Source organism: Streptomyces sp. NPDC057438, from assembly GCF_042802995.1.
In the GTDB taxonomy this organism is placed as follows: Bacteria; Actinomycetota; Actinomycetes; order Streptomycetales; family Streptomycetaceae; genus Streptomyces.
The window spans coordinates 122,641-135,348 of sequence record NZ_JBHVDD010000013.1; the positions used below are offsets into that span (position 1 = coordinate 122,641).

Annotated in this window: 6 protein-coding genes and 3 pseudogenes; 6 read left to right on the forward strand and 3 right to left on the reverse strand. The window is 67.0% G+C overall.

Going from position 1 to position 12,708, the window contains the following annotated elements; genetic code table 11:
• Positions 1-155: 155 nt before the first annotated feature.
• Positions 156-374: a hypothetical protein gene (locus ACFU5F_RS10925; RefSeq protein ID WP_383885026.1), complete on the reverse strand. Its 219-nt coding sequence runs from the start codon at positions 372-374 to the stop codon at positions 156-158.
• Between the two features lie 768 nt (positions 375-1,142).
• Here ACFU5F_RS10925 and ACFU5F_RS10930 point away from each other — a divergent pair.
• Together ACFU5F_RS10930 and ACFU5F_RS10935 are read left to right on the forward strand one after the other, a co-directional pair.
• Positions 1,143-1,556, forward strand: coding sequence for a hypothetical protein (locus tag ACFU5F_RS10930; protein WP_359144423.1), 414 nt, complete (start codon positions 1,143-1,145; stop codon positions 1,554-1,556).
• 22 nt (positions 1,557-1,578) lie between these two features.
• On the forward strand, positions 1,579-3,570 hold the full coding sequence (locus ACFU5F_RS10935; protein WP_383885029.1) for a hypothetical protein: 1,992 nt from the start codon (positions 1,579-1,581) through the stop codon (positions 3,568-3,570).
• Between the two features lie 91 nt (positions 3,571-3,661).
• Here ACFU5F_RS10935 and ACFU5F_RS10940 read toward each other — a convergent pair.
• Positions 3,662-3,921: pseudogene (locus ACFU5F_RS10940) on the reverse strand (VapC toxin family PIN domain ribonuclease); the annotation flags it as partial.
• Positions 3,922-4,180: 259 nt separating this feature from the next.
• A pseudogene (locus ACFU5F_RS10945) lies at positions 4,181-5,535 on the reverse strand (ThuA domain-containing protein); the annotation flags it as partial.
• Between the two features lie 585 nt (positions 5,536-6,120).
• Between ACFU5F_RS10945 and ACFU5F_RS10950 the strand changes: the two are divergent.
• The 4 genes and pseudogenes from ACFU5F_RS10950 to ACFU5F_RS10965 form a co-directional block, all read left to right on the forward strand.
• Positions 6,121-6,528 (forward strand): annotated as a pseudogene (locus ACFU5F_RS10950) (transposase); the annotation flags it as partial.
• Positions 6,529-6,965: 437 nt separating this feature from the next.
• Complete coding sequence (locus tag ACFU5F_RS10955) at positions 6,966-9,938, forward strand: GH59 galactosidase (protein ID WP_383885032.1); 2,973 nt, start codon at positions 6,966-6,968, stop codon at positions 9,936-9,938.
• A 239-nt stretch (positions 9,939-10,177) separates the two neighbouring features.
• Positions 10,178-11,683, forward strand: coding sequence for an alginate lyase family protein (locus ACFU5F_RS10960; RefSeq protein WP_383885035.1), 1,506 nt, complete (start codon positions 10,178-10,180; stop codon positions 11,681-11,683).
• Between the two features lie 563 nt (positions 11,684-12,246).
• Positions 12,247-12,708, forward strand: a 462-nt coding sequence (locus ACFU5F_RS10965; RefSeq protein WP_383885038.1) for a helix-turn-helix domain-containing protein, incomplete at its 3' end; no start/stop codon positions are given.

Sequence of the window (12,708 nt, forward strand, 5' to 3'; positions counted from 1 at the left end):
GATCACCACGGCCCGGCCGCACACCAATTTCGCGCACGCGCGATGGCCTGGTTTCCGACCGCACCACAAGCGCACCAGATCGAGCGGGGAACAGCGGGGAATCACGGGGAAAGAGGCCCCGCCCGACGACGCCGTGATTCGACCGTTCGCCCAGGTCAGCAACCGAACCAGCCCCAAATGACCGCAGCTTCCCAAGCTGAGAGCGCGAGTTCGATTCTCGTCACCCGCTCCATGATGAAACCCCAGGTCAGCGGCCTGGGTTTGTTGGTTACCGGGGGATCTTCGCCGATTCTCGGCCCGCCGAACACGCGAATATGGGGCACGCGGAGGGCAGCAGTGCTTGGCAGATGGCGCGTCATCACCGTCTTCGGCACCGCTGCAAGCGACTGACCTGCGACTTCTCGTCATTAACCGTGACGTTCACCGGCGCCGCATCGGGCATGGACCGACTCGGCGGCACCCCGATGGGCTCCCTTGATTTCGCAAGGCGACACAACCTCGACGCATGAGCTGGGGAAAGTCGCCGACTGCGCCGAGGGCAGCCCCCGTAGCCGGGTTCCGCGTGTGGCAACGTGCCCGAGTTCAGTTGGCCGAAGCGGCGACGAGACCGGCAGCCCCTCAGCGGTGATCGCCTCGTGGACGCAGTGTGCTCCGGGTGCAGCACATCGAGGATGACAAGCAGGCCAACGCATCGGCGACGACGATCACACACCGTTGTTCGGAGGCCGGCCCTGACGGATCGGGGCCCCTCTTGCCGAGAACAGAGCCTTCTTCTGCGACAAGAGGGAAATTCTTGCACCGATGGTGATGACACGGCTACATTCTGCACCTTGAGCGACTTGCTCGATGTCCTCGCGTTGTGTGGAACGGCTCCTCGGCCGGAGGCAGTTGGTCGAGTCGAGCAGCCGAACCGCTTCCCGTGCAGGAGGCACGACGGTCACGTCTTGCCTGCCTTCAGACGGTCGGCGTGTGGCTCGAACGGCACCAGACGTCCCGGAGCAACTATGCCGCGGATCGACACGGGTGGAGGTCGGCGGCTTGCATGTCCGCGCTCTCGCTCGGTCGGACGCTCGCGTCCGACAGACAGACGCAGACATGCCGATGCCCCCGCATCGGCCCCGGCTCACCTGGAGTGCTGTTCCATGCCCACGCGCCAACCAGACGCAGTCCCGATCACGCTCGCAGGGGACGAGGTCTTCCTGATCACGGATGTTCTTCAACAGGCCGCGGCGGAATGCTCAGCCGACACGACACCCGACGCGCAACTCGACGACGGGGTCACTCTCGGCCGGCTGGCCGTCCACTGGACTGGCATCGTGGAACGGCAACCCGACCGCGAAGCCGCCTCCCTCGACGTCGGCGGTACCCACCTGGTGACGGTGCCGCAGAGCCGGGAAGCGTGGTACCAAGTCCGCGCGGCGCTCAGCGACCACGCCGCGCAGGTCTCCCGCTCCGCGGAACTCGACGAACTCACGAAGCATGAGGCGCTCCGAGAACAGGCGCACAACGCGCTGCTCCTGGCGGACAGGATCGCGGAGGCGACACATGGTTGGTGATTCCCTGAACGCCAGTGCCCCCGTGGCGTCGGCCGACTCGGGATCGGACAACGTCTCCGCCGTCGACACGGAGGGCGGCTGGCAGCCCGCGAAGTGGCCCCTGCCCCGCGTCTCCGCAGTGGACAACCTGGCCGCCGCGCTCTCCAGCCGAGGATTCACCGATGGGGTCATCCGAGTCCTCTCCCATGCGGCCGTACGACCGGACGAGCTGCGACGCAAGCTGGCCGATCCAGCCGAACTCCGCGTTCAGGGCGGCACTTTGCTCATCGCCGAGACTCGTCTGTGGTCCGCTGCCGTGGTGCCACACCCGGCCAACCCTCGGGAGTACGGCCGCCGAAGCTACGCGTTGGGCGGGGCAGCCGCGAACCTGCGTGTGCTGCCCGAGCCGACAACGAGCCGGCACGGACTCGCGGAGCTGGAGATCCTGGTGGACAGCCCTAGTACGCTCGCGCAGCGTCTGGAGGATGCCCAAGGTCGGCTGGCCAAGGAGAATCCGCTCGGCGAGGACGTCGCAGTAGATGGCGTGCTGCAGCCTCTCACCGTCGTCCCCATGACGGTGCGTCACCGTGACGGATACCGTTCGGCTCCCTTGCTGATCGCGGCCGACGGCTCGAGCCGTATCAGCGCGGTGCACGATCTCCTCGACTACGCACCCTCGAAAGTCGCGTACGAGTGGAGCAGCGACAGCCGACTGTTCCGGAGAGAGGTCAACCGGTGGATCCGGCTGGTCCAGAAGCTGGGCTGGGAAAACCTCAGCGACTCGGAACAGCAGAGGGTCCGCGTCCTTACCGTGCCCACCCGTGTGGTGATCGGGTTCCGGCCTAACGAGCGGACGAACCTCCCCTTCCACACCGCCGTCCGGAACTTCATCGGCCTGACCCACATCCGCCCCCCGAAGCCCTATGGCTCGGCGGTGGAGAACGAGGCCAAGGCCGACGCCGTGCTTGACACCCTCGCCCAGCCCACGCGTACCCGGCCCGCCCGCATCACCGAGCTCGAGAAGCAGTGGTTCGCCGGGGTGGTAACCCATGAGGAGGCCATCGACGAAGGTTTCAGCCCGCACCGCGACGTCCGCGCAGCGGAGGTCCTCCGCGCCGTGCTGGGCAGTAGCGCCAGACGGCGCGTCAACGACGGCATCCGCTCCCTGACCGCCAAGCAGAAGCCCACGCGAGAGGACCGGGTTGACATCGCCGTCGAGTTGATCATCCGCCCGTATCGCACCGAGATGAACGATCTTGTCCAGTTCGTCCGACCGCGCCGCGCGGTCCTCCAACGCGCCTATCGACTGAAGGAGATCGATCAGCACCTGACGGCCGATCTGCGGCTGGAAGGTGCGGCCGACGATGATGCGTCGCTGGAGCGCCTGCGTGACGATGCCCTGGAGGAAGTGGAGTACGGACTCGGTGACAACGGAGAACTCGGGTCGGCACAGACCGAACTTGCGGTGAAGGCTTGCTACTACATGGCGGTCGCGGACCCCATGGCGTTGCAGCGTGAAGTGTTCGGGGGGACTGGCTACGAGGACGACCGCAGCCCGGCGACCGTCCTGCGCGCCATGTTGTCACGTAGCCGTGGCGTTCATCAGGCGTATGAGGTCGTACGGGCCGGCCGACGCGGCGAGAGACTTTACGAGGTCGACGAAAAGGGTGCGCGGGTCTTTTCATCCGGGGGCGAGCCGCGGGAACTGACCGACGCCCTGGTACGCCACGCCTACAACGGCGAGTCGACAACGGACTTTCCCCCAGCCGCTGGCTTCACGGCGGCGAGTCGCCACTGGGCGGACGTTCGAGCGAAGGTCGAAGAGCTGACGAAAGCCGTGGAAGCCATGGCAGTCGTCCCCGTCGATGAAGGCGGACGCAGCCTCGTCGAAAGGGACGGCTGGGACGACGCACAGATCGCGGAGCTGCGGCGGAGACTCGACCGGAGCGACCGCAGGCTGGCCGCGTGGGCAGACACATACGACTTCAACAGACAAGCTGCTCAGGAGCAGGCGGACGAGGACCAGGCATCCTGACAAAGCCCTCATGCAGAAAGCGTCGCCGCATGGGAGAGGGCGGGGCGGGCCCGGCCCACCACACGCTGTACTTGTCGGGCGGCAAGGCGCCTCAAGCGATGTCGTGGACGTTGTGCTCAGTCAGGTCGGATGCGTGCCGGGCAATGCCCGGTAGTGGGCATCCTCGTGGAGGACAGCCAGGCCATGGTGGGCCGCAGTGGCGGCGATGAGGAGAACCACCGCTGAGGCGCTGCGATGCTCCCCTGCCCGGGCCATACGGTGTTGCACCGCGCCGATCCAGCGCCCCGCGTTCTTCGGCACCGACACGTCGGGGTAGAGATCTGTGAACATCTCCGCGATCTCGTCGTACTCATCTCGGCCTGTGCAGTCGCGACCAACACTCCAGATCGGCCCGGGAGGCAGTGCCAACCCGCCAGTGCGAAGCGTCGCGCGCACGTGTGACTCGGCCTGGTGGCGGCCGTGCCCACGTCGTGCCCGTAAGAGCGGACAACCACGGCCATGTGCAGCCTCCTCGTCAAGGACAGAAGTCCGGAAGACGGCGGGCGGGAGTCCGGCGTCCCCCGCCCGCCGCCGCTCGGTCGCCCTGCGAAGTCCCGGATCCAGAGGACCCGGAGGACTTCGCGGGCAGTTCCTTGATCTGGATGTCGCGGAAGGACACCTCGTCGTCGGCTCCGTGGTTCTGGATGCCGATGTGCCCGTCCTTGAGGCTCCGAGCCGGATCGGTGTGGGTGAAATCGTTGATCTTCACGCCGTTGAGCCAGACACGCAGGCGCTCGCCCTGCACGCGAATCTCGTACGTGTTCCACTCCCCCGGCGGGTTCGTCGCACGGTCGCGCTTCCTGATGTCGGCGGACTGGAAGCCGTACACGGCCATGGTGGTGCGGTCCGGGGCGTCGGTCGCGTCGAGCTGGATCTCGTAGCCGTTGTCCACGGCCCACCACGGCCCACCACGGGTCGTCCGAGGTGGGAAGCCCACGAACACATCGGAGTCGTCATCGCCGGAGGCACTGGCCGTCTTCCAGTCGAGCTGGAGCGAGTACGACGTGAACTCCGACCCGGCATGCCAGAGCGTCCCGAGGCCGCCGGCGTCGGCGGTGTTCCGTCGTCGCTCAGCTCGAAGGCGCCCGGTGCCGCTTGCCGCCATGCCGACAGCGACGCGGCCGTGCCGTCGAAGAGCGGCCGCTAGCCGTTCTTCGGCCGGCAGTCCGCCTCGACGGCGCCGGTGGCCCACTGGATTCCGCCCAACAGGTGCTGACGGACCGCGGGTTCGGCGAAGGACTCCTTGCTGTGGCCGACGCCGGTGTAGAAGGAGCGGCCGCCCTGGTAGTTCTGGCACCAGGCGATCGGATGGTCGCCTTTCATGGTGCCGCCCCAGTACGAGGACTCGTCGAGGGAGGCCAGGACGCGGACCCGTTCCCGGGGATTCGAGCGGAAGTTGTACCACTCGTCGGTGCGGTTCCAGGTGGTGGGCAGGTTGGCGGTCGCCGGGTGGGCGCGGTCCTCGACGTGCACCGTGGCACGCATCGGCCACCAAGGATGCGACTCGAAGTAGGCACCGACGAGCCCGCCGTAGAACGCCCAGTCGTACTCGGTGTCGGCGGCCGCGTGGACGCCGACGTAGCCCCGGCCACTGCGGATGTAGCCCTCGAAGGCCGTCTCCTGGGCGGCGCTCAGGACGTCACCGGTCGTCGACAGGAACACGACCGCGTCGTAGCGCCCGAGGTTGTCGGCCGTGAAGGCTCCGGCGTCCTCCGTCGCGTCGACCGTGAAGCCGCCCGTCTCGCCGAGCTGTTTCACCGCCGCGATACCGGCGGAGATCGAGCCGTGGTGGAAGCCGGCCGTCTTGGAGAACACCAGCACCCGTGTGCCGTCCTGCTTCGCCTGTGACACGGCCGGTCCCGTGACGCAGCCCAGGAGCACGGCCGCTCCGACGACTGATGTTGTCAGTCGGTTGATCGATCGCATGCTGTGTATGTCCCTCTCATCCGGTGGTGAATGTGAGGTCGAGTGGCGACCTCTGCGTACTGGCTCGCCTCCGCACTGCCGAGCAAGAGCGCGAAACAGGGCAACGGAGCCTCGGGGGCGATGAGTTGGTACTCCGCGGCAACCACGGCGAACCAGATCCGGATGCGTTCGTCACAGCGGACCTGGAGTGGTCTCCGTCGAAATGGGGGGTGGGGAGGCGGTTGGAGCGCAGTGTCCGGAGACGCTAGTTGAGAGTTCACACTCACAGGTCGACTGCCGTGAACTGTGGGGATTTCCCTACGGCTTGATAGGAACTTGCGGCGGCCGGTTCGCGACGTCGAGGGGATGAGCGTCAAAGGCGCGACGAGGTGCCGTGTGCAGCAGACCATTCACATCAACCTTGCTCGCGTCACCTTGGTACTGCCGGTCGGGCTGGCGTCGAGATCCTGTCCGGCAGGGGTCAGGAAGGCGCTGTTGTGTCTGATCGGCGATTCCGACACCGGCAGGCTGTGCACTCGCAAGCACGCCCGACTTGGGCATCCGAACCAGCCGAGCAAGCGCAGAGCCCGCTCACACTCGCTTCCGCCCACCGCGGCCCAGCGGCTGATCGACGAGGTCTTCGACGCGCTCGACGAACAGAGCGTCGTCGTCCCTGGGACCGGCACCCTCGACGTCGTGATCCCGTCCCTGGCCCGCTCCCTCGCGGCCGTCCAGGAACAGCGCCGGGCCCTGGAAACCCAGATCAAAGCCCTGCTGGAGGACCACCCTCTTTCCAAGGTCCTGACCTCGATGCCGGGGGTCGCGGTCAGGGCCGCCGCAGTCCTGCTGGTCACCGTCGGCGACGGCACCAGCTTCCCCACCGCCGCCCACCTGGCCTCCTACGCCGGCCTCGCTCCGACGACGAAGTCTTCGGGGACTTCGATCCACGGCGAACACGCGCCCGGAGGCGGCAACCGGCAGCTCGAGCGGGCCATGTTCCTGTCCGCGTTCGCTGCCGGTCATGGACTCGGGGATCTTTATTGTCCAGAGACCATGAGCCTCCAGCGGACACCACCGGGGCACCGGCCTGATCATCCCGCACCGCCGCGAACGCGAAGAGACTGAATCAGCGGCCGGGCCAACTCCCGTCCGCAGTGACGAAGTGCGAGGAGCACCGAGCCCCCCTCCCGGCTGGACCTTTTACCCCTTGCACGATTCAGGAGTTTTCGCCCCACTCCCCCTGAGTGCGGCAGTCCCCACGACGGCCACCTCGGCATCCAAGCGTTTTCCAGCCGGTGAGGACGTCAAGAGGACCTCAATTGGCATGACGTACACAGGGATTGACGTAGAAATCGCTTACCATCTACGGTTCTTCCGGAATTGCGGACGCCTTTCGGTATCTCGAACTTCTGGCGTCGGTACTCCCTCCGAGAACAAGGAGTCGAAGCGGAATGGGCCCACAGCGAAGACTCGGCTGGATGTCGCTTGCCGCGGCAACCACCATGGCACTCGCGGCCGGAGTGATCACCGCCCCCGCCGCCCACACCGCGGACGATCCCGTGGAGGTCGTGGTCAACGGGGACGACGTTCACGCCGGCAACGTGAACGGTTTGACCTACAAGGGCCTCGGCGTGCTCAGCTGCAACAGCACGAGCAACCTGCTGATGGACTACAAGGCGGAGCACCCCGGCCGATACTGGCAGCTCATCCGCGTGCTGTTCGGTGGGAAAAACCCCCTGATCAACCATGTCAAGGTCGAGATGGGTTCGGACACGAACACGTCGACCGGTTCCGACCCGGCGACCATGCGCACAGCGGACGAACTCGCCGACGCGGCGCGCTCCCCAGGCTTCCAACTGGCAGCGGACGCCAAGACGGTCAACCCGAAGCTCAAGGTCTCGATTCTCCGTTGGGTCATGCCCCGATGGGTTCAGAACGAATGGAACAAGGGCACCGGCTCCGACGAGATGTACAAGTGGTACAAGGAGACGATTCTCGACGCGTACGAGAAATACGGGTACATGGTCGACTACGTGAACCCGGACACGAACGAGACGCATGATCCGGACGAGGCCTTCATCAAGTGGTACAAGAAGGCGATTCTGGCCGACACGGACTTCGCCGACCCCCGCTACGGCATCCCGGCGAAAAAGCGGGAGCAGGCCGAGAAGGCCTACCACGACATAAAGATCATCGCCGCCGACGAGAACACCACCCACAATATCGGGCCCTCGATGCTCAGCGACGCGGAACTCTTCGGCATGGTCGACGCGGTCGGCTACCACTACAACACCGATGACCGGCGCGACGGGCCCGCCGGCAGCGACACCAATCTGCCGTACACCAGGCTGGCGACCGGTGAGAACAAATACAACGAGGACAAGGAAGTCTGGTACAGCGAGGGAGTCGGCTCCTTCGGCTACACCGACTACCGCGTCAACAACACCGAGGGGCCGAACGGAACGAGCACCGGTATCGGCGGCGTCCAGAGCGCCCTCGATCTCGCGAACCGCTCCGTCAAGAGCTACGCCAACTCGAAGCGGACGCACTACATCTTCCAGCCGGCGATCGGCTCCTTCTACGAAGGCGCGCAGTACAGCCACAAGGAACTCGTCAGCGCGCGTGACCCGTGGTCGGGCCACCTCCACTACGACGCGGCCATCTACGTGATGCAGCACTTCACCCAGTTCGCGAAGACCGGCTGGGAGAACGACACGAACACGGCGGGCATCTGGCGCACCGTGCCGGAGGCCAGTTACAGCGGGGTGAGCGGTACCGAGAACGTCGACGGCTCGAACGGGGCCCCGAGTTACATGACGCTCGCGGATCCCCGTAAGAAGGACTTCTCCACGATCGTCGTCAACGACAGCGACCAGCCCAAGTCCTACCGGATCAAAGCCGAGAACATGCGACTCGGTTCCGACCCGACCATGGAGATCTGGGAAACCCGCGGACCGGACGCGGGCCGGCCCTACGACGCGAACTTCAAGCACCTCGTCGACGAGATCCGGCCCGGCGGCGCCGGGTACTACACCTACACGGTCAAGCCGAGGTCGATCGTGACCTTGACGACGCTCGACAAGAGCCACGACAAGGCGACGAAGCAACGCCTGCCCGAGTCCCGGGACCGCACGGTGCTGGACACCGACGCGACCGGCAAGAAGCACAACACCCGCGACAACGTCCTGTACGCCGACGACTTCGGGTACGAGGAGGAGGGCAGGGTCCGGGTCGGCACGGGCAACGGTGCGCACAAGACGTCCCAGCCCTACCTGAGGTCGCGCGGCAACCAGCCTCGCTACATGGTCGACCAGACCGGCGCCTGGGAGGTCGGTGAGGACGCGAGCGGCGACAACGTCCTGTACCAGTACATGGACCAGTCCATGAAGGACACCGGCGCCTGGAACCGCCACACCCCGAACACGACGGTCGGCGACTTCCGCTGGGAGAACTACCGGGCCTCGGTCGACGTCGCGTTCCCGGACCCGGACGGCGGACTCGCCGCCCTGGGCGTCCGTCAGCAGAAGGGCATGGCGATCAGCGACGCCGCCTACAACGTGCGCATCGCACCGACCGGCGCCTGGACGTTCTACGAATACGGCAGGGCCGTCACGTCGGGAACGGTCCCCGCGTCCGACGACTACCGCCTCGCCATCGAGGCGAAGGGCGCGACGATCACGACGTACATCGACGGCAAGGCCGTCTCCACGTACCAGGACCCGACTCCGCAGACCGAAGGACGCGTCAAGCTCGGAAGCGACTTCCACAGGACGGCGTTCGACAATCTGAAGGTCGAGAAGATCGACGGGTACACGCCCTACGCCCGCGCACAGCTCGACAACATGGACAGCTCGGTCACCTACGACGGCACGTGGAGCCGGAAAGCCTCCCTCGGCGACGCGATGGACTGGTACCGGTCGACGTCGACCGGCACGACCGCCGGCGCGTCGTTCACCGTCCCGTTCACCGGCACGGGCATCGACGTCATCGGCGGCAACGACGGTACCGCCGTCCTCGACGTCTACGTCGACGGAAGGCTGATCGCACGGGACGCGAAGACGGCCACGACCGACAAGCGACTCGCGACGTACGCGCTCCGCGGTCTGCCCGACGGCCCGCACACGGCGAGGTTCGTCCTCAAGTCCGGAAAGATCGTTCTCGACGCGTTCAACGCCATCTCCGGGGACGTGGACAGCACGGTGGACACGACACCGATCCGGGGCGCCCTGGAGAAGATCGGACGTCCGGAGCGGGCGGACTACACGGCCGACTCCTGGACCCTGTTCGCCTCCGCGTCGTCGGCGGCGAAGGCTGCCGTGGCGGGACGGCAGAAGGGCCTTGACGCCATCGGCGTCGAGCAGATCACGGACAGGCTCGAAGAGGCTCACGACCGGCTGGTGCGCAAGGACGGCGGCGCCCAGTAGGTGCCCTGGGCCTGCGGGCCCCGCGCGTTCGCCGTAAATGATCATGGGGCCGTATCGGATTCCTCCGATACGGCCCCATGCCCCTTGTATGGGGCGAGTCGCCGTCCGCAGGGCGCGGCGAACCGCGCCCGCACACACGACACTGCTCGCCCACCGGGCCGCCGGACAGTTTTTGTTATGCATCGGTGCGGCGTGCGTCTCCTTGGTACAGGACCGGAGAAGAACCAGGAGACCCCTCGATGGTGCAGGCCACCACAGACCGTTCGCTCAGCCGTCGCGGGATGCTGAAGCTAGCCGGCGCAGCCGGTGCCGGCGCCGGTGCGATCGGGGCGGCCGCGGGGACCGCGTCAGCCGTGCCGACGGCACCGAAGGGCGGGTTCGCCCACCCGGCGCTGCTGCACACGCAGGCCGACTTCGACCGGATGGCCGAGAAGGTCAAGGCGGGTGCGCAGCCCTGGACGGACGGCTGGAAGCGGCTGCTGAGCAGCCGGGACTCGGCGACCGACTACCTGCCACGGCCCGTCGCGACCGTCATCCGCGGTGGCGAGGACGCGAACGTCCACCTGCTCTTCCGGGACACCGCCGCGGCCTACCAGAACGCCCTGCGCTGGAAGATCACCGGGGACGCCCGGCACGGGGACAAGGCGCGGGACATCCTCAATGCCTGGTCGGCCACCCTCAAGGAGCTCGGCGGGAACGCCGACCGGTACCTGATGGCGGGCATCCAGGGGTATCAGTTGGCCAACGCCGGCGAGATCATGCGCGACTACGACGGATTCGACCTCGGCCGGTTCCAGTCCATGCTGGTCGACATCTTCTACCCGATGAACGACTCCTTCCTGGTCAATCACAACGACGCCGTCCCCAGCAATTACCGGGCCAACTGGGAACTGTGCACCCTGGCGTCCATCATCGCCATCGGCGGGCTCACCGAGGACCAGGCCAAGATCGACCGGGCGGTGGAGTACTTCAAGAACGGCGACGGCAACGGCTGTGTCAAACGGGCCGTCCCCGTCCTGCACGAGCAGGCGGACGGCGTCGTCCTCGGGCAGTGGGAGGAGAGCGGCCGGGACCAGGAGCACACCATGGCCGGTGTCGGCTGGATGGGCGCGCTCTGCGAGATGGCCTGGAACCTGGGCGAGGATCTGTACGGGTACGACGACAACCGGTTCATGAAGGGCGCCGAGTACGTCGCCCGCTACAACCTCGGCAAGGACGTGCCGTACACCTCGTCCTCACGCCGCATGGGCCGGCGCGTGGCGGGCCAAGCCGGAGCCCTGCACACCGAACCGGAGATCAGCGAGCAGGGCAGGGGAAGCACCCGCCCTGTCTGGGCCCTGCTCCACAACCACTACGCGGTGCGCCGCGGGCTGGACGTACCGAACATCACGGCCTACAAGGACAAGCTCACGCCCGAGGACGGCGGCGGGCTCCGCGGCGGGGCCGGCTGGAGCTACGACCACCTCGGCTACGGCACGCTGACCTACACCCGGGACCCGCAGGACGTGGGCGCCTCCGCGCCGGGCGCCGCACGCGAAACCAAGACGGCGGACAAGGCCTCGGGCAGCGCGGCAGGCGGCGGGACACGCCCGCAGGGCGGCTCCACCGACACCGCGGATCTGGCCGCCACCGGCGCGGACGGCGTCCTGGCCTGGTCCGCCGCCGGAGCCTCGGCCCTCCTCGGGGGTCTGCTTCTGCTCCGCCGTCGCGGGCGCGGAGCGAACACGCCCGGATCCGACGCGTGATCCGCAGCGCCTGAGCGAGGCGGCGGCCGCAGCGAAACCCACACGGTCATGCCCTGGACGGCCTCCCGGCTCGAGGAACAAGCACCGGGCCAAACACCACGAGTGGAAAAGGCCGTCAGCCCTGATCGCCCCCGATGTGCCTGAGGCGCTGAGCCGGCTCGCCCCTTTACCGGCCGCTGCCGCTCATCTCCGGGCCCCCGGCGACCAGCGACGATTCGGCCGTCATCGAGAGGTCACTGCCGTCGGGATCGTTTGCTTTCGGTGACGAGAGCTCCGTACGGGGTCCGTCGTGACGACGTGTGATGGGGCCATGGTTCTGTTTCTCTTTCTCCTGGTTGTCAGGTGTTCGCTCGGCAATGAGAGCGCCAAGGCGGGACCGAGCCCGGCAACCCGGGAGTTGTCAGCCATCCCTCCTCTCATCAGGGAGAACAAACTCAGCACCGCTGGTAGAACAACTTCTCCGGCGAACATCACAGTCGGAAAGGGTTCTCGCCCGAGGAGGACGAAAAGTACCTTGTGCTGCTGATCAGCATGTTCTTCTTGTATGCGAAAGAGGCTTCGCCATGGGGCGCCCCGAACTACCGGTCGACCCGGCGGCCGGTCCCGTGCAGCGACTCGCCCATGATCTTCGGGAGCTGCGCCGCTCGGCGGGTGGCGTCTCCTACCGGACCATGGCGAAGAAGGCCGGCTTCTCGGTGACGACCCTGGCGAAGGCCGCGAGCGGCGAGCGACTGCCGTCGTTGCCGGTACTGCGGGCGTATGTCCAGGCTTGCGGTGCCGATCCCGACGCATGGGAGACACGCTGGGCGGAGGCCGAGGCGCTGACCGGGGAGGAGAGGCAGGAGGACGCCGACGCCGCACCGCCCTACCGTGGCCTCGCGCGGTTCGAGCCGGACGACCGTGAGCTGTTCTTCGGCCGGGACCGACTGATCGACGAGCTGAGCGAGCTCGTGTGCGGATCCCGGTTCGCCGTGGTGTTCGGGGCGTCCGGCAGCGGCAAGTCCTCCCTGTTGCGGGCCGGTCTG

Excerpts from the sequence above, each read along its gene's own strand:
- ACFU5F_RS10930 (WP_359144423.1), top strand. The coding sequence starts at position 1,143 with ATGCCCACGCGCCAACCAGACGCAGTCCCGATCACGCTCGCAGGGGAC.
- ACFU5F_RS10955 (WP_383885032.1), top strand. The coding sequence starts at position 6,966 with ATGGGCCCACAGCGAAGACTCGGCTGGATGTCGCTTGCCGCGGCAACC.
- ACFU5F_RS10960 (WP_383885035.1), top strand. The coding sequence starts at position 10,178 with ATGGTGCAGGCCACCACAGACCGTTCGCTCAGCCGTCGCGGGATGCTG.